The organism is Erwinia sp. AC075 (assembly GCF_979253995.1).
This window is the reverse complement of record NZ_CEEDEU010000003.1, coordinates 26,451-43,058: the sequence shown is the minus strand read 5'-3', so window position 1 is coordinate 43,058 and position 16,608 is coordinate 26,451. Positions and strand designations below refer to the sequence as shown.

The 16,608-nt window shown below is 57.0% G+C and carries 22 protein-coding genes and 1 pseudogene; 14 read left to right on the top strand and 9 right to left on the bottom strand.

Annotated elements, in window-relative coordinates:
- Positions 1 to 1,157 (top strand): 3-phosphoshikimate 1-carboxyvinyltransferase (gene aroA, locus AC0IXH_RS24460; RefSeq protein WP_471721274.1); only part of this gene is annotated, 1,157 nt, incomplete at its 5' end.
- Between the two features lie 133 nt (positions 1,158 to 1,290).
- On the top strand, positions 1,291 to 1,680 hold the full coding sequence (locus tag AC0IXH_RS24455) for a hypothetical protein (RefSeq protein ID WP_034127625.1): 390 nt from the start codon (positions 1,291 to 1,293) through the stop codon (positions 1,678 to 1,680).
- A gap of 1 nt (position 1,681) precedes the next feature.
- On the opposite strand, the gene AC0IXH_RS24450 is transcribed toward AC0IXH_RS24455, so the two are convergent.
- A complete protein-coding gene (locus AC0IXH_RS24450) occupies positions 1,682 to 2,281 on the bottom strand; it encodes an NAD(P)H-dependent oxidoreductase (RefSeq protein WP_054898696.1) in 600 nt (199 codons plus the stop codon).
- A gap of 72 nt (positions 2,282 to 2,353) precedes the next feature.
- Between AC0IXH_RS24450 and AC0IXH_RS24445 the strand changes: the two genes are divergently transcribed.
- Positions 2,354 to 2,803, top strand: coding sequence for a TetR/AcrR family transcriptional regulator (locus AC0IXH_RS24445; RefSeq protein WP_471721273.1), 450 nt, complete (start codon positions 2,354 to 2,356; stop codon positions 2,801 to 2,803).
- Between the two features lie 482 nt (positions 2,804 to 3,285).
- Here the strand turns inward: AC0IXH_RS24445 and AC0IXH_RS24440 are convergent, their stop codons facing one another.
- The 6 genes and pseudogenes from AC0IXH_RS24440 to AC0IXH_RS24415 all read right to left on the bottom strand — a co-directional run bounded on the left by AC0IXH_RS24440 (position 3,286) and on the right by AC0IXH_RS24415 (position 8,468).
- Positions 3,286 to 3,909 carry a recombinase family protein gene (locus AC0IXH_RS24440; RefSeq protein WP_003155741.1) on the bottom strand — a complete coding sequence of 208 codons (624 nt, stop codon included), beginning with the start codon at positions 3,907 to 3,909 and terminating at the stop codon, positions 3,286 to 3,288.
- Positions 3,910 to 3,970: 61 nt separating this feature from the next.
- Positions 3,971 to 5,188 (bottom strand): TniQ family protein, encoded by a 1,218-nt coding sequence (locus AC0IXH_RS24435; RefSeq protein ID WP_043314372.1) that lies wholly within the window; start codon positions 5,186 to 5,188, stop codon positions 3,971 to 3,973.
- A complete protein-coding gene (locus tag AC0IXH_RS24430; RefSeq protein WP_020684702.1) occupies positions 5,185 to 6,093 on the bottom strand; it encodes a TniB family NTP-binding protein in 909 nt (302 codons plus the stop codon). Before AC0IXH_RS24430 ends, AC0IXH_RS24435 begins: the two co-directional genes overlap by 4 nt.
- A gap of 2 nt (positions 6,094 to 6,095) precedes the next feature.
- Positions 6,096 to 7,775, bottom strand: a complete 1,680-nt coding sequence (locus AC0IXH_RS24425) for a Mu transposase C-terminal domain-containing protein (RefSeq protein ID WP_338634704.1) — start codon at positions 7,773 to 7,775, stop codon at positions 6,096 to 6,098.
- Between the two features lie 74 nt (positions 7,776 to 7,849).
- A pseudogene (locus tag AC0IXH_RS24420) lies at positions 7,850 to 7,915 on the bottom strand (EAL domain-containing protein); the annotation flags it as partial.
- A 220-nt stretch (positions 7,916 to 8,135) separates the two neighbouring features.
- Positions 8,136 to 8,468, bottom strand: a complete 333-nt coding sequence (locus AC0IXH_RS24415) for a hypothetical protein (RefSeq protein WP_471721272.1) — start codon at positions 8,466 to 8,468, stop codon at positions 8,136 to 8,138.
- A 139-nt stretch (positions 8,469 to 8,607) separates the two neighbouring features.
- Between AC0IXH_RS24415 and AC0IXH_RS24410 the strand changes: the two genes are divergently transcribed.
- Together AC0IXH_RS24410 and AC0IXH_RS24405 are read left to right on the top strand one after the other, a co-directional pair.
- A complete protein-coding gene (locus AC0IXH_RS24410; protein ID WP_316438894.1) occupies positions 8,608 to 9,489 on the top strand; it encodes a replication protein RepA in 882 nt (293 codons plus the stop codon).
- A gap of 566 nt (positions 9,490 to 10,055) precedes the next feature.
- Complete coding sequence (locus AC0IXH_RS24405) at positions 10,056 to 10,394, top strand: TrfB-related DNA-binding protein (protein WP_316438895.1); 339 nt, start codon at positions 10,056 to 10,058, stop codon at positions 10,392 to 10,394.
- Positions 10,395 to 10,428: 34 nt separating this feature from the next.
- On the opposite strand, the gene AC0IXH_RS24400 is transcribed toward AC0IXH_RS24405, so the two are convergent.
- Positions 10,429 to 11,214, bottom strand: a complete 786-nt coding sequence (locus AC0IXH_RS24400) for a SprT family zinc-dependent metalloprotease (RefSeq protein WP_032493169.1) — start codon at positions 11,212 to 11,214, stop codon at positions 10,429 to 10,431.
- Between the two features lie 179 nt (positions 11,215 to 11,393).
- Here AC0IXH_RS24400 and AC0IXH_RS24395 point away from each other — a divergent pair, with 179 nt between their 5' ends.
- From AC0IXH_RS24395 to AC0IXH_RS24375, 5 genes are read left to right on the top strand one after another with little or no spacing between them, the layout of a single operon-like run.
- Positions 11,394 to 11,816 carry an antirestriction protein gene (locus tag AC0IXH_RS24395; RefSeq protein WP_024562320.1) on the top strand — a complete coding sequence of 141 codons (423 nt, stop codon included), beginning with the start codon at positions 11,394 to 11,396 and terminating at the stop codon, positions 11,814 to 11,816.
- Between the two features lie 53 nt (positions 11,817 to 11,869).
- Positions 11,870 to 12,046 (top strand): hypothetical protein, encoded by a 177-nt coding sequence (locus AC0IXH_RS24390; protein ID WP_471721271.1) that lies wholly within the window; start codon positions 11,870 to 11,872, stop codon positions 12,044 to 12,046.
- A 3-nt stretch (positions 12,047 to 12,049) separates the two neighbouring features.
- Entirely contained in the window at positions 12,050 to 12,589 is a 540-nt protein-coding gene (locus AC0IXH_RS24385) for an antirestriction protein ArdR (protein ID WP_471721270.1), read from the top strand.
- Between the two features lie 60 nt (positions 12,590 to 12,649).
- A complete protein-coding gene (locus AC0IXH_RS24380; protein WP_471721269.1) occupies positions 12,650 to 12,889 on the top strand; it encodes a hypothetical protein in 240 nt (79 codons plus the stop codon).
- 13 nt (positions 12,890 to 12,902) lie between these two features.
- Positions 12,903 to 13,115 carry a hypothetical protein gene (locus AC0IXH_RS24375; protein WP_471721268.1) on the top strand — a complete coding sequence of 71 codons (213 nt, stop codon included), beginning with the start codon at positions 12,903 to 12,905 and terminating at the stop codon, positions 13,113 to 13,115.
- A gap of 55 nt (positions 13,116 to 13,170) precedes the next feature.
- Here the strand turns inward: AC0IXH_RS24375 and dqlB are convergent, their stop codons facing one another.
- Positions 13,171 to 13,266 (bottom strand): DinQ-like type I toxin DqlB, encoded by a 96-nt coding sequence (dqlB, locus tag AC0IXH_RS24370; RefSeq protein WP_471721267.1) that lies wholly within the window; start codon positions 13,264 to 13,266, stop codon positions 13,171 to 13,173.
- Between the two features lie 1,089 nt (positions 13,267 to 14,355).
- Between dqlB and AC0IXH_RS24365 the strand changes: the two genes are divergently transcribed.
- From AC0IXH_RS24365 to AC0IXH_RS24350, 4 genes are all read left to right on the top strand, one after another.
- On the top strand, positions 14,356 to 15,147 hold the full coding sequence (locus tag AC0IXH_RS24365; protein WP_471721266.1) for an LPD29 domain-containing protein: 792 nt from the start codon (positions 14,356 to 14,358) through the stop codon (positions 15,145 to 15,147).
- 168 nt (positions 15,148 to 15,315) lie between these two features.
- A complete protein-coding gene (locus tag AC0IXH_RS24360) occupies positions 15,316 to 15,585 on the top strand; it encodes a hypothetical protein (RefSeq protein ID WP_040223452.1) in 270 nt (89 codons plus the stop codon).
- A 41-nt stretch (positions 15,586 to 15,626) separates the two neighbouring features.
- Positions 15,627 to 15,827, top strand: coding sequence for a hypothetical protein (locus AC0IXH_RS24355; protein WP_040223451.1), 201 nt, complete (start codon positions 15,627 to 15,629; stop codon positions 15,825 to 15,827).
- A gap of 54 nt (positions 15,828 to 15,881) precedes the next feature.
- Positions 15,882 to 16,379 carry a MucR family transcriptional regulator gene (locus tag AC0IXH_RS24350; RefSeq protein WP_040223450.1) on the top strand — a complete coding sequence of 166 codons (498 nt, stop codon included), beginning with the start codon at positions 15,882 to 15,884 and terminating at the stop codon, positions 16,377 to 16,379.
- Positions 16,380 to 16,608 lie beyond the last annotated feature (229 nt).

Below are 16,608 nucleotides of genomic sequence, written 5' to 3'. Positions count from 1 at the left end.
TGCTCGCGGCACTGGCCAAGGGCACCAGCCGTTTGAGCGGCGCGCTCAAAAGCGATGACACACGCCATATGTCGGTCGCCCTGCGGCAGATGGGCGTCACCATCGACGAGCCGGACGACACCACCTTTGTCGTCACCAGCCAAGGCTCGCTGCAATTGCCGGCCCAGCCGTTGTTCCTCGGCAACGCCGGCACCGCCATGCGCTTTCTCACGGCTGCCGTCGCCACCGTGCAAGGCACCGTGGTACTGGACGGTGACGAGTACATGCAAAAACGCCCGATCGGCCCGCTGCTGGCCACCCTGGGCCAGAACGGCATCCAGGTCGACAGCCCCACCGGTTGCCCACCGGTAACGGTGCATGGCGCGGGCAAGGTCCAGGCCAGGCGTTTTGAGATTGACGGAGGCTTGTCCAGCCAGTACGTATCGGCCCTGCTGATGCTGGCGGCGTGCGGCGAAGCACCGATTGAAGTGGCGCTGACCGGCAAGGACATCGGCGCCCGTGGCTATGTGGACCTGACCCTCGATTGCATGCGTGCGTTCGGGGCCCAGGTAGACATCGTGGACGACACCACCTGGCGCGTGGCCCCCACGGGCTATACCGCCCATGATTACCTGATCGAACCCGACGCTTCCACCGCCACTTACCTGTGGGCCGCAGAAGTACTGACCGGTGGCCGTATCGATATTGGTGTAGCCGCGCAGGATTTCACCCAGCCCGACGCCAAGGCACAGGCCGTGATCGCGCAATTCCCGAACATGCAGGCCACGGTGGTGGGTTCACAAATGCAGGATGCGATCCCGACCCTGGCGGTGCTCGCCGCATTCAACAATACCCCGGTGCGCTTCACTGAACTGGCGAACCTGCGCGTCAAGGAATGTGACCGCGTGCAGGCGCTGCACGATGGCCTCAACGAAATTCGCCCGGGCCTGGCGACCATCGAAGGTGATGACCTGCTGGTTGCCAGCGACCCCGCTTTGGCTGGCACCGCCTGCACCGCACTGATCGATACCCACGCCGACCATCGCATCGCCATGTGCTTTGCCCTGGCCGGGCTGAAAGTCTCGGGCATTCGCATCCAAGACCCTGATTGCGTAGCCAAGACCTACCCTGACTACTGGAAAGCGCTGGCCAGCCTGGGCGTTCACTTGAGCTACTGACACACAAACCTGTGGGAGCGAGCTTGCTCGCGAAAAACGTTAACCAAAACGCGTGTTTGCTGAATGAATGCGGCGCCTGTGAGTTTTTCGCGAGCAAGCTCGCTCCTACAACTGAACCTTGCCGGGAGCGTCAATGACCCTTCGCCAACCCTGCCCACCCGGCGCCTGTGTCTGCAACCGTGAACAACTGCTGGAAGCTCCCGGCGCTGATCTGCGCATTCTGCAACTGACGCGACAGCAGGAAAAAATCCTGCTGGAGCGCCTGGAAAACCTCAAGAGCCTGCAAGACCTCGAACACTTGCAACAGCGGATGTACGACCAACTCGGCATCCGCGTCCACATCGCGCCCGGGCATACCGAGGTCAAAAGCATGCGCGGGATCCAGATCGTCATCGACGAACTGCCGGGCATGTGCCGCAAGACCCGCCAGTCGATCCCCGCCTCCATTCGCCGTGGCCTGGAGAAAAACCCAGAGATTGCCTACCGCTTGCTCGACGCCCACGACCTGTTTCGCGACGCTTGAATTATCCCGCGATGGCCTCACGCTCAAACAACCCCTGCCCCACGGTCCGGGCCTTGTGCAAATGCGCCTGGGCCGTGCCACTTTCCGAGTCCAACAACAACTCGGAAGTGAGTACCCGCGCCCCGCAATAATCAAAGATGCCGTAGTCGATCTGGGTATTCATGGCCTTGGCATAACCGTGTCGATCGAAGGCGCTTTCGTCAGCCGCCCCCAGGGCCAGCACATGTACGTGCAAATGCCTGAGTTTCTTCTGCACCGGTGTATCGGGGCCGTAATCAATCGCCCAGCCATTGACGAATACGCGGTCGACCCAACCCTTGAGCAACGCTGGCATTGACCACCAGTAGATGGGGAACGCCAGCACCAGCGCGTCGGCGCGGTCTATGCGGGCCTGTTCGGCCTGCACGTCGGCTGGCGGCGTCGCCCGAGTACGGTGCACCCGATGGTCGGCGATGGTGTAGCGTGGATCGAACCCTTCAGCGGCAAGGTCGGCTATTTCAAAGGTGTGGCCAGAGGCGGTCAAGCCCGCGCCCACCTCGGCGGCCACACTGTGGGTGAGAGATTGCGGGTCGTGATGAGCAACTACGATCAGTGCGTGCATGACTTTGACTCCATTTGAGCTTAATCTACTTTTAGTAAGTTACGTCGAATAAGTTACTTTTGGTATATAAGCATGTCAAGCAGTGAATCCCCTGCCCCACGTCGTCGTTTGTCCCGTGAAGATCGCCTGCGCCAGTTACTCGACGTGGCCTGGCAATTAGTGCGTGACGAAGGCACCGACGCCCTGACTCTGGGCCGCCTGGCCGAGCTGGCGGGCGTCACCAAACCAGTGGTTTACGACCACTTCGCTACACGCGCAGGGTTGCTGGCCGCGCTGTATGCAGACTTCGACGCGCGCCAGGACCAGGTATTTGCCGATGCCATCGCCACCAGCAAGGCGACCCTTGAGGACCGCGCGTGGGTTATCGCGTCGTCGTATGTCGATTGTGTGTTGTTGCAAGGTCGGGAAATACCCGGGGTGATTGCCGCCTTGAGCGGTTCGCCGGAGTTGGAAGCATCCAAGCGCGAATACGAGGCGATCTTTCTCGATAAATTTGCAAAGCCATTTAGCTATGAGTCATAAATCGTATAACAAGGCGTTGCAACACCGTTTCGCTTCGCTACACTCGACAGTTTGTAAGCAGCGCATTTAGCGAATCGCTGCGCGAAGTTTTTCGCACATGCGCTGCTTACAAACTGCGGTTGAACTTCACGTTAGGCGGTTCGGATCGCTCATGAACAGTCGACTTCATCTTCCGTCGTCACTCACGGCAGCCATCGCGGCTTCGGCAACCGGTGCCGGCACGTTTTGTACATCGCGTCAGCCTCGTCGCCTCGCCGAGCACCGTGGGGGCCAGGTGCCAGCTCGCGCCACACACAGTTTTCTCTTTCGGTCCGGCGTGCTCCGTCGCGCCGGCCTCAACATGGGGTGCTGCCGTAGTTACCCCCCGTCTAACTCTGGCGTTGAACGACAGCTTTCCCAAAAGCTCTACGGCTGCTCTGGGTCGACACCGGTAATCGGATCGTTGCCGCACTGAACAGCGCCCCGTTCCAGGTCGCCTCCATTTATGCGGCTGAACCGAGGGAGAGCAGCTTTACGCCGTCTGGCCGCAGTTCGCCCTTGGGCGACACGTGCCGGTAGAGCGTCTGCCGGGTAATCCCGAGTTCTTCGCAGAGATCGCCCACCTTGGTTTCCGGTTGCCCCATGCTGGCCATCGCCAGGCGTAGCTTGGCGGCGGTCATCTTGAAGGGGCGCCCCCCTTTCCTGCCGCGAGCGCGCGCCGAGATAAGTCCAGCGACTGTTCGCTCGGAAATCAACTCACGCTCGAACTCGGCCAGCGCGGCAAAAATACCGAACACAAGCTTGCCGGCGGCAGTCGTCGTGTCGACCGCCGCACCGTGACCGGTCAGGACCTTCAGGCCCACGCTACGCGCAGTTAGGTCGTGCACGGTGTTGATCAGGTGGCGCAGATCACGGCCAAGCCGATCGAGCTTCCACACGATCAGCGTGTCCCCTTCACGAAGCGCCTTCAGGCAAGCAGCCAACCCTGGGCGATCATCGCGCCTGCCCGAGGCCAGATCCTCGTAAAGGTGCGCAAGGCTCACACCAGCGGCGATGAGCGCATCGCGTTGCAAATTGGTGGACTGGGATCCGTCCGCCTTCGATACCCGCATGTAGCCGATCAGCACCTTTTCACCCGTCACGTATACGTTCGATTATGTGACAGTGTGGGTTGGAAAGTTCTGATCGTCAAATTTTGTCACTTAACCCGTCATTCATACTAAGGAATGCAAAGGGTTCGCGAGGAACATAATGTGACAGAAATTCCGGGGGAATGCCCTCCTGGGCAAACGTGTCGCGCAAGCGATCCAGGGACTCGGGGTCGCGCCGCCCATAAGACGCCAGCGTGAACAGTGAGCGGGCCGTTTCGCAATTATGTCGGGCCTCGGCGATAGCCTCGTTGAGCGCCTTGACCGCCTCCCGCCAGTGATCGACAGGCTCAGGCTTACGTTTCTTCTCGGGCAGGCCATTGGTGAACCCGGTGTGCGGCTCCGACAAGAACAGTGCTCCCAACTCCCCGTGTGGACGCACCACGCTCGATTCGATCAGCTCGATGGCGGTAGCCGCCGCCTCCAGCATTTGTAACTGCACCGCCGGGGCCAGAATCTCGTAGGGACGCCACTGGCTTTGTCCAGCGCGCAGTAGATGGCCGCAGCACGCCCAGACATGGCGAATGCTCCAGACGCAAGGCCCGCACTGCGAGAGTGGCGTGTTCAGCTCATCGAGCAGGGTGCGCAGCAACCGAAACCAGAGGCCGGCATGAATGCGTCGGCGCGGCAGCTCGACGTAACCCGTCGTCAGCGCCTGCCAAGTACGTCGGTCCATTGCCACCATCGCGTCGCTGGCCGTGCGTGGGGCCGCATCGGCGTTTTCCCAGCCGAGAAACTGCCCCGGCACGCCACTATAGGATTCCAGCCAGCAGCCATGTTGCGGGCAGCTCAGCATCAACGGCAATTTCCACGCGAGCAGTATGGCTTGATCCTCCGAGTCGTTCAGGCAAAGCGGGCAGGCGCGGTGAATCGGCTGGCTTGGCAGCCAGGCGCGCCAGCTCGTGATTGATCTCGTCTTGCGGCCGCGTCTCGGCAGCAATAGCGAGAACTGGAACGCATAGGTTTCCAGCGCGTCTGGAATCCGGGAATCGAGGCTGTCCAGCAGCCACGGCACCCAGCCAGCGAAACTCATGCAACGCAGCCGCTCCAGCTCAATGCCGCTGCGCAGGGAGAGGGCCGTCAGCAGCGCCGGAGGTGGCGCAGTATCCAGGTCATCGACCCGGCCGTGACCAAGGTCGTGCTCCAGCAGGTCATACAAGTCCATCTGGTAGCGGGCGGCGACACGCTGGAGCCATGAGGACAAGGCTTCGCCTTCCCTGGGAGCAGGATGCAGCGGCCAGCGTGCTGCCGGTTTCACATCAGTTCCCGCTCGAACTGCCGACGCCGCTCGCCAGGGCCGGTGTAATCGGCCATGCTGAGCGTGCGGTGATTGATCGCTTCTTCACCGCTTTCCAGGGCGGCGACCGCCGCCGCCATCAACAGGTGCGCCAATTCACCAATGGTGCCTTCGCTGCGCGTGAGCAGGTAACGGGCCATATCCGGCGTGGCAATTGGGGAAGGCCGCCGCAGCGGGAGCGACGCGGCAAAACTGGCCAGCAGCGAGCAGCAATCGTCGTTGGCCTCCCACAGCGGCAGCATCATGGGCTCGAAGCGGTTCTCCAACTGGTCGTCCGACCGGATCGCCAGATAGGCGTCGCGCGTGCCGACACCGACCAGCGGGATGCGCAGCTCGTTGCCGAGGAAGCGCAGCAGGTTAAGGAATTCCCGACGGTTGACGCTGTTGCCGGCCAGGACGTTGTGCAGTTCATCGATCACCAACATGCGCACGCCGACCTTGCGCAGCAAGGCCAGCGCCAATTGCTCCATTTCCGGCAGTCGTGGGCGCGGGCGCAAGGGAGCGCCCATCGCGGCGAGCAGTGCGACGTAGAAGCGGATCACCGAAGGCTCGGACGGCATCTGCACGACAAGCACCGGAATGTGCTCCTGGTCGGCGTCGGAGCTGGCCGGATGCGTGCGCCGGAATTTCTCGACGATCATCGACTTGCCGTTGTTGGTCGGGCCGATCAGCAGCAGGTTAGGCATGCGCTGCTTGTTCGGCCACGCATACAAGGTTTCCAGCCGGTTCAACGCCTCGACCGCGCGGGGATAGCCGATCCAGCGGTCGGCGCGAAGGCGCTGGATGCGCTCGTCCGCCGGCAGCCGAGCCAGCCCCTGCACCGCCGGCAGCAGGTGGGATAGGTCGATGATGGGATATTCGTCCACGGCTACCACTCCTCAATCTGGTCGAACGGTTTGGCGGGCGGCAAGTTGTCTGCCTGCGCGGCCGCAACGTCCGTTTCTGGCGGAGTCAGCTTGTCCGGCGGAACCAACGCCTTGAGGTGTTGGCGTCGATCCGCATCGCGCCGCGCCTTGCGCGTGGCCTTCTGTGCGGTGGTCACGATCTCGCGCATCTGCCCGATCATGCGGAACAGCGCCGATTCATCCACCTGCTCGCGCCCTTGCTGCCGCAATTTCGCTAGCGCCTGCCTTTGTTCCCATAGGGTGACAGCCGGGTGCGACAAAGTACGGTAGGGGACTTCCAGGTAATGCTGCCCCTCCGGTTCCAGCACCCAGATGCGGCTTATGTCGCGCGGGTCGCGCCGGATCAGAAAGGACGGCCAGCGCTCACGCCGTGCGATCCACGGCTTGAGCGCGTCGGCGTAGTAGTGAATGTGGTCGATGACGAAGCCGGTGCGGGTCAGCGTGCGGCGGAGGATGGGCAGGAAATCGACCAGAAAGGCAGTGGCGCGGGTGACGACGGCCGGCACACCGATGCGGGCCACCGCCTCGGCCCAGCGCGCTTCCGGCGGCTGAAGCAGACCGTTGTGCACGGAGCCGTGGTAGGTGCCGACCGCCAATGTGAGCCAGCGCTCCAGCTCGCGCAGCGTCAGGGCGGCCTTGTTTTCGGAATCGTAGTCGCCGCGCTGGTCAGGGTTGGAGAAGGTCGTTCCCGGCAGTTCGTCGTGAATCATCTGCATCGCCGTGCCGATGATCCGTTCCACGATGCCGCCATAGTGCGGCTGTCCCAGCGGGCGATAGTCCAGCCGGATGCCATGCTGCTCGCAACCCCGGCGCAGGGCCTCGCTCTTGAACTCGGCCGCGTTGTCTAGGTAGAGCAGCAAGGGCTTGCCGCTCATCTGCCAATCCATTTCCACGTTCAGTCCTTCCAGCCAAGGGCGCTTGTCGCAGGCGACATGCACGAGGCACAGGCCAACCGAAACGGCAGACGGCGCTTCCAGCGTGACGACCATGCCGAGCACGCAGCGGGTGAACACGTCGATGGCGAGGGTCAGGTACGGGCGGCCAATAGGTTGCCGGTCGCGGTCATCGACCACGATCAGGTCGATGACCGTATGGTCTATCTGCACCTGCTCCAGCGGCGCGGTCACGGCAGGAGGCTCGCCGCCCACACCTTGTAGGTCACGAGCGGCATCCTGGCCTTCCCGCCGGCGGATGACCTTGCGCGGGTCAAGGCTAGCGATCCGTAAGGCCACGGTATTTCGCGCCGGCACTCGCAGTTTTTGAGCCTTGCACACCTGAGTGACTTCGCGGTGAAAGGCCGCTAGGCTGCGCTTCTGCTTGGTCAGGAACCGCTTTTGCAGTAGCTCGTGGATGACGCGCTCGACCGGTTCCGGCAAGCGCCCCTTACCTTTACCTCCACCGGACTGGCCGGGCACCAGATCCGTCACGAGGCCGCTGCCTTGCCGGGCACGCCGGATCAGAACGTATACCTGGCGCCGAGACAAGCCCAGCGCCTGAGCCGCCATATCGGCCGCTTCGTGCCCGACCGTCTCCGACTGCGCCAACGGACTGATGATCTCCGCACGACGGCGCGCACGCTCCCAAGCCTCATCAGGCAGAGTGGCCACGCCTTGTTCTGGAATCCGTGGGGTGTCCGTCGCCATGCTCACCTCGCTTTGGTGCACACGAGTATTGAGCATAGTCGAGATTGGTGCAGATCACTTCTGATATTGAACTGTCAGGAGCTGGCTGCACAACAGCCATTACGCCCAATCAACTGGTGCAGTCGTCTTCTGAAAATGACAGCGTGACGCATCCTGATCGTGCGCAGAAGCCCGGAGGTATCCAAATATGTACATGACCGCCTCTTATGTCATTAGGGTTATGTCACTATAACCTATGTCATTAGAGTTATGCCATTAAGGCGCGAGGGGAAGGATTCAGAGGGTGACAGAAGGGTATACTCATAAGACATAGCTGATAGTTGTATCTATCAGCTATGCGTGACAGTCACGATAGAGAGGTTAGGCGTAATTCTTGATCTTGAACTGGCGGATAAATTCACGCGATTTGAAATACCTCCCACGCGGCAGTTTTTCACCAAGCGAGCGCTTATCTGCCCACGCTTCAAATGCGGGACATGCGCCTTTTAAAACTGATGGTAGATAAATCCGTGTTGCAACATTTCTCATTACTGTACGCAGAGACAAAGTGGCATCCTCAGTATTAAAGCTATCATCAATACTGATAACTCTTTCTGACACATCCTCGATTTTGATTTTTGAGGTATCGATGGTCATTCCGTCTTTGACCTTCCCCACAACAAAAATATTTCTATTCTGCTGGCGTTCTGTCATAGCTTCCTCCTGTTGAAATTAACACTACCGTACAGCCAATAGCACCCAAAGTAAATAATAGTCACCTTTATTTTTACTGGTAATTACTAAACCACCATGCTAGTGTTTTCTCAGCGTTATATTACTACGGAAAATGACAATGGCAGAGGACAGCAAACAGCTAACCAAACGGCAACAGAAAGCCATTGATACTGCGGCGCTAATCCGGCAGGAGCCGCCGCAAGGTGAAGATATGGCATTCACCCACTCCATTCTGTGCCAGGTCGGTTTGCCCCGTTCTAAGGTGGCAGGGCGTGAGTTTATGCGCCGTTCTGGTGATGCCTGGCTCGTCGTACAGGCAGGCTGGATTGATGAAGGCAGTGGCCCGGTAGAGCAGCCGTTACCCTATGGCGCTATGCCGCGACTCACGTTCGCCTGGATTTCATCGTATGCACTGCGCAACAAAACACGGGAAATTTCCATCGGCCACAGCGCTAATGAGTTTCTTCACCTTATGGGGATGGACTCACAGGGAACCCGTCATAAAACGCTGCGTACACAAATGCAGGCGCTGGCCGCGTGTCGTTTGCAGCTGGGCTTTAAGGGCCGGACCTATAACGGCCAGCCCGTCGAACAGTTTGATGCCTGGATCAAAGATGGTGACGCGAAGCAGCTCACGCTATGGCCGGGAACACTCACCCTGTCCGAAGGCTATTATAACGGCCTGATAGACAGCGCCGTTCCGCTCGACAACAGAGCGTTACATGTGCTGAAAGGCTCTGCACTGGCACTTGATATATACGCGTGGCTTGCTCACCGTCTCCACCGCATTGAGGGCCGTCCGGTTATTTTGTACTGGATGAAGCTACGGGAGCAGTTCGCCCAGGAATACAGCGGGAAGAATGCCGACAAGGATTTTAAACGGGCATTCATGCCAGCGTTGAAACAGGTGCTTTCAGTATACCCGGCGGCGAAGGTTGAGCAGGTTAAAGGCGGCTTATTGCTGTATTGTTCCCCTCCCCCTATTCCGTACAAATCGTGAAAAAGGCCCCATCCGGGCCTTTTGTTTTTGTGGATAACCCTGTTTATTCAGCAAGTTATCCACGTTAAATCACCCCCCCTCAACTGCGTTAAATCGCCCCCCCTACTGCGTTAAATCGCCCCCCTTAGCTGCGTTAAATTACCCCCCCTAACCCACGTTATATTACCCCCCCCCTAAACCTGTAAGGTGATCCTTTATGTTTTTCCTTTAATTTCTACCTATAACAGATCCTATAATTACCCGGTGCAATATGTGAAAAACGAGTGTCAGAGCGTGACTGTAACGGTGGTGGAAATTACGCTTCCTCGACCTGACAGACTCGCCGCGCTGCGGCTCCCTAATCAGGTCTTGCGGCGAGCGTTGCGGCTTTCAAATTCTACGGCTTTCGCTATAATCCAGAACTATCAGCATTTCCTTCGCTGATTCCCCCGGAGGCCAGTTGCTGCCGCGACGGCCTCCCCCCCTTCGTTTCATTAGTTCAATAGAGTAAAATCATTATTTACTAACATTGACCGTTGGCGATGGCCGCTATATCATGAGCTAATCGTTATCAACCAGGAATGACTATGGCCCGCAAGCAGACCCGCAGCATGACGCAAGAGGAATGGGATTTGCTCATGCCCGCAATGCAGACATTTACTCACCTTTCTACCGAGATCGGCCACTCCGTGCTGGTTAACGGAGAAAGCAATAAAGAAGTGGCCGAGCGTGTCGGGCGGACGAAGCAAAACGTGGGTTCCACTGTGAAACGTATTTGGGATCTGTATCAGTCCGTGACCATTGAGGCAGGCGGCGAGAAACTTCGTAAAGTGGATGTGTGGCTCCCTGAAGCAATGGCCCTGAAGGTGCTAAAGGAAGCCGAGAAGTACGCTATCAATCAGAGTAAAGCCGAACAATACGAATAATAAATATTCCATTCGCCCCGGTCAGGGGCTTTTATTATGAGGGCTGAAGTTCGGCTTTCTCGCAATGCTCCCCGCCGCAGAACACGACCAGACCCGGCTTACCCCACAGATTCACATGACACACCGGGCAGGTGTATTTTGCGCGATTGGACTTGTTTACCGGGGTTTCTGGCGGCGGCGAAACAAACCTCATTGCCTCGATGATCTCATCGTCCAGTTCGCCGGGTTCGTCGGTGTAATCATCGTCCGGCTGATACTCCCCATCATCTTCATCATCGATGTAGCCCTTTCCGCTGGGTGATTGCGGCGCTCCGGGTTTTGGCTGATACGGAGGAAATCGGTCCATCCAGGACAGCTGGAAATTACGCGTCAACAGTTCATCACAAGCCTGGTCAAACGGACCGCCGGTAATGATGTAGTGCGTCATGCTTTGCCCTACCTTCTTTCCCCCTGCTTGTCCTGTATCGGAGGGCATTAACCCGACTCTTTCCATCAACGCGGCCCATTCTTTATTGTGATAGCCACGTCTTCCGGCCTTCCCGAAATGAAACTGCCACTGGTGAACCATTTCATGTACCAGAGTGGATAACGTCGCCTTGATGGTGCGTATGGAGAAGTACACCGGGTTCATGGCTATTTCATCGACCATTTGCCCGCTCTCACGTCCAGCGAAGCGCTGAAACGAGCAATAGCCGTAAGTGCGCTTTTCACGTTGCAGGGTGATCAGGCATGGCGGTAGCTCGTTATTAAAAAGCCGTTCATCAAAAAAATCGTAGGCGTGCTGGAGTTCTTCGTAGGTTTCGGGTGTTGGCAATGTCATGTGGCCTTCCTTCTGTATTGCGCAATACAGAAAATATACTGCTGACAGAGAGTAAAGTCTAACAAAATTTGTATTTACTAATGTTGACTTTGAATCAAAAAAGAGCGATACTTATTTCATCGGGAGGCAATACCGCCCCCGTTAACACAGCCCAAAGCGGCAACCTCGGAGTAAATACTATGGCTAATATCGTCACCGCAAAAATCTATGGCCCCGCTCAGAAAATGCGTTTCCTTCCTTACGCGTTCGCAGAATTTTATCTTCAGGCAGAAAACTACGTTTGCAGCTTCATGAAAAAATACGCTGTTGGCTATGATGGCGGCTGCTGGGAGTACATCACATATGAAAACGGCGCGTGTGCGTTCATCGCGCCGGATGGCTACCAGCTCACGCTCCCTAACTATTTTGATGAACCAGTTAGCGCTAAAGAAGCCGGGATTATCGTTGCGCTGTATGCCTACAGCCACTTTTGCTGCGTGGCGTTTGAGCGTGGCTGGCAGCGTGTGAATGAGACGATGGCCGAACGCTACCACACGCTGCGGGACTTTACCGAAACACTCCCCCCGGAGTCACAGAGCCGTATTTTTCGGGCAATAGATTAACCAGGAGCGGCGGGCATTTGCCCGCCTTACTCGTTCAGGAAGGAGGCAATCCAATGCAGCCAACGAAAGAGCAGTTAATAGCACACGCAACCGAAAAGCTGGGGAGAATTTCGGTCGGAGCGGTGCCGGAACGCTACCGCCTGGAGGCACGAATGAATCAGCAGTTGCTTGAAATCGCGATTGCGGCGCTGACGGGTGAATATATACAGGTATTTGAGAAAAAGGACTGACATATGGCTTTCGACTTCAAAAAAGAGGATGCGGCCAAGTATGGCCGCGAGGTTTACCGGGCGTTTCGTAGTAAGGGTAATCACCGCTGGGATACATGTGTTTTCGTGAAGGAATCCGGGGCTTACTCTGCCGTATTCCGGCATTCGTTCCGCAAAAAGGTTATCGAGGATGGCAAAGAAATCCGCCGCAACGTTATTGATGATGAAATCGTGGTGGCCGCGCCGGACGCGGGCAGCTTTACCAGGGCAAAATTCCCACAATTGGCCGACGCGAAAGAGCTGAAGCAATCAGGCTTTTTCACCCGCTTACGGTTTGCCGCTGAAGCAGCTGCTTATCGTGAAGCATGGCCGGGGCATGATGGCGGCGTGGTGCTGATATGGGAAGGGAAAGCCTATGGCTGGAAAAATTGCCTGCGCGATGCAAACCATGAACAGCCTGGCGCGATAGCGATCGACACTGACGGCCATGTTTTTATTGCTGAAGGTGGAAACGAGTATGACGGCGCGAAATGCTGGGTAGCTATGCCTGAAAATGTGGTGTGACAGTGCTGACTTTTATCCGTCACGCTGTTCCCTGATATAAACAGCGAAAGGAACGATTGCATGAAAATTAAAGTGGAAGTTAACGGTCTGGTGTATGACAGCAGCAACCCAAAATGTATGTGCATTTTGTCCAATAGCCAGAATACCTTGTATGCCTTTATCCAGGTGCTCGATGGTGATATGACAAAGCGCTATTGGGGCCTGTACGATCATGATGCTCAAGAGGCCTCGATAAAGGAAATTATGCGATGGGGCGGCAAGTGGCCGACTCTGCCAGAGTCTGACGAAACACCATTTTGATAAGGAGTTTAATATGCCGCATGGGAAAGTGGTTTTTAACAAAAAAGGGCGCTGGGACTGGCTTGATAGAGGGTGTGATATTGGGGAGGATGAATTAAATCAGGGGGAGTGGTTTGTTGGTGAAATGTTTTACCCGCCTGACTTCGAATACGACACATCAATGCACGATCACCAAATCACAACGTGGCTATCAAAGCCTGATGAACTGGTGCGATATGAGAAATGACGTTTAGATGTTAAAAGGCGGGGAGTGGTCCCCCCGCCTTTAGTTACGTCTCCGGTCAGTCGAAATACTGCCGGATCAGTTCCAGGACTGCTATTACAGCGTTAGACACTGCAACAACTGCCCGCAGAACGACGATTAACACGTTAATCATCCGTTTGCTCCATACAGAGCAGGAACGCCGCTGATCACCCTTACATTGCCTGTCACAGCGGCTACCCAACGTCAATTGTTTTGGTCGTCCCCACTCCAGCCAGGGCATTGAAACAGCACCACCTGTTTTCCAACCAGGACTTTAATCCGTTCACGCCGCGCAAGCGGTGGGCTGGAGAAAGAACGCCAACAGATTGACCCGCGCAGTATACCCTATTCCTGATGGTTTGCATTTACGGCACTCATGACGTAATATTTTATCGTCAATTGTTTTGGTCGTTCCCGCCTCCATCTGGGGCAAAACATTAAAGCCCGATCTCACCAGTCGGGTTTTTTTGTGCCTGTCGTTTACCTCTCCGCGCTGGGCGTCGCCCTCCGGGCCGCTACGTTGTGCTGCGCATCGAGCCAGCCTTGCTGTCTCGACCCTTCGGGCTTCCATCGCTGACGCATCAAAAAAACTGAACGCCTGCTTTTCTCGCCTGTTGTCGCTAACTCACTGAAATAACGTAAAACCCGAAATGGGCGCCCGCCAGCTGCAGCTGCTTCTCAGCTGCTGCCGGCTGCGTGTGTCGTTCAGCAAATTTGATCGTGTCGGTCAACGTCACCAGCGGCGCTGTAAAGCCGTTTACAGCCCATCCGGGCGCGTCAGCTGCGCTGACCCACCACGGACCCGGAAATCACGCCCTGCGTGTCGCTATGCGCCCCACAGCCCGCTCACCGGGACAGGGCTAATGTGTGGCCGTGGCGTGGCGTTTTGGGCGGTTGAAAAGAGGGCTTTGCAGGGAGGGGGTGGGGGCAGAGTTTACGCGGCGGCGTGCGTGAGCGTGCTGTGGTGGCCTAGGTCGGGTTTTGTGGTAGTGGGCGTGTCGCCCTGGTCAGGGGGAGCAAGGCCCGGCGATTGGCGTTCTGAGTCCCCTTTTATCCTGGTGCTGTCGCCTTCCCGCTGTCGCGCAATCGTATGAAATATATGTAATAAATGTATTTACTAATATTGACTTTAAGAGCGAAAAAGGCGATACTTATATTCATCGGGAGGCAATGCCGCCGCCCGGTAACACAGCCCAAAGCGGCGATTATCAGGAGTAACATCATGACTACTTTAACTGTCGGCCAGTGCCTCACCTCTTTTAAAAACGAGTATGTAGTAAGCGCGATTAATCTGGCTGACGACAAAATCAGCTATACCATCCTCGGCCTGAATGCCCCGACCTGCGCCCCGCTGCTGGAAACCTCCCTGCGCTTTTACCAGGTGATCGACAAGACCCTTTCACTCGATGAACTCCGCGCCCGCCGTCAGGTTGTGCAGAGTGTGACCGACCAGCGAGAAGCGAGACACCAGGCGAAAGAAGATGCCCGCCAGCTGGCGAACGAACGCGCCAGCGCTGACCCGGAAAACGCCGGATTGCTGACCACGGCCACCGAAAGCAACACCACCAAGCTAGCCGCTAAAAACATCCGTATTCTGCTGAAAAAGCATTTCCCCGGCGTGAAGTTTTCTGTCCGTATGCGTGACTATAACGCGCTCTATGTTTCGTGGACGGATGGCCCAACCAAAGAGGCTGTAGAAGCGATTACAGACAAGTTTGAGGAAGGCAGCGTTAACTCAATGGAGGACATTTACGAATACAACATTACGGGCTTCCACCGTGTTTATGGTGGCGTGAAATACCTGTTTTGCTCACGCGACCTGACCGACGCGCTGATCGCTGAATCTATCGAACTGCTGCGCAAAGAATACGGCGAAACCACTATCCCGGCTGATGTGACGCTTGAGGCGTACAAATCCGGGGCGCTGGCGGGGCGCGGGCATGACCGCTTTACCTGGGGGCTTGCAACGCAAATACGCATCAATGCGGGAAAGGTGGATAAATCCAGCCACTGAAATTAGCGCCCTTCGGGGCGCTTTTTGTTGGTAGAACTTAATGAAGTATATGTAATAAATTTATTTACTAATATTGACTTTGGGGGCGAAAAGAGCGATACTTATTTCATCGGGAGGCAATACCGCCGCCCGGTAACACAGCCCAAAGTGGCATCTAAGGAGTTATCTATGAACTATCTGATCATCATCCCAATCGTGCTTATCCTTGCCGCCGCCGCGCTGGCGCTTCCGTGGTTTATGGTTCGTCAGGGCTACCGTGAACAAGTTCAGCTGGGCGGCGCGTGTACTACCGTGCTGGGGCTGGCCGCATCAACAGGCGTTTTCAGCTATGCCGATAATATGCCGCTGGCGTTACTGTATGGGTCTGCGTCGGTTGTGTCATTCCTGTATGCGCTTGATTGCTTCCTGCCGCTTTATCTTTCACGTAAATCTCACTAACTCACAGGCGGGGGGAAGCCCCCGCCAGCCAGGAGAAAAAAATGGAAACCGGAAAACTCGCACAACAGCAGGGTTTTGATCTGGAGTTGCAGATCCTGAAAAGCCAGAAGGGCTATTACATTGGCACAGCGACCAGTGAAGGCTACCCGGTATCAAGGGAATCCGCTGAATACTTCCCGGACAGCAGCGCCGCGCAGCAGGCTTTGACGGATAACCGCTGGACACAGCGGGAGGATTATTAATTAAATTGCAGGGCGGCTATTCGCCGCCCTGCATAACGAAAAGGAGGCCGAACGATGGCAGACCATGACGACGCGCCGGATAAAATTAGATGTCTGGAGTGCGGGAAAGAGTTTTCTTTCCTTGCCCCTCATTTGAGTAAAGCCCACCAGATGAACGCCAGACAGTACCGGGAACGCTGGGGCATACCACTACAAACGCCGCTTGCCAGCGCCGAGCATTCCCGCCAGTGTCGGGAAAATGTTTTGCGCCGTATCCGGCGGGGCGAGATTCGCCCCGCTGACCAGCTTGCACTCATGGCCGAAGGGCGCAGGAACGCCCCGAAGCGGGACCGAAGTACCCGCCTGCATAAAGTGGCGGCGGCACAGGTCGCGCGGGTGCATCAGATATGGAAGCATTCTCCGGTGGTGAAGGTCGTTCCTGATACGCTCAGGGACGAAGCCGTGCAAAGAATGACGGCCAGAAAGGTGACTGGTGAGAAAGTTAAGGATATTGCCGCCGATCTGAATCTGTCGGTTGGGTGTCTGTACAAATGGGTGGCGGGCGCTAAATAGGGCGTCTCCCTCCGGGCCGCTACGTCGTGCTGCGCATCGAGCCAGCCTTGCTGTCTCGCCCCTTCGGGCTTCCATCGCTGACGCTTGTGATAAACATGGATTGTGCAGCTCAACGGGCATCAGTCCGTCAAACCCGGCGCTTGCAGCGGCCACAGGCCGCGCCGCGCCAACCGCCCCGCAACGGGGCTTTAAGGCATCAAAAATACTGAATGCCTGTTTTCCCTGCCTG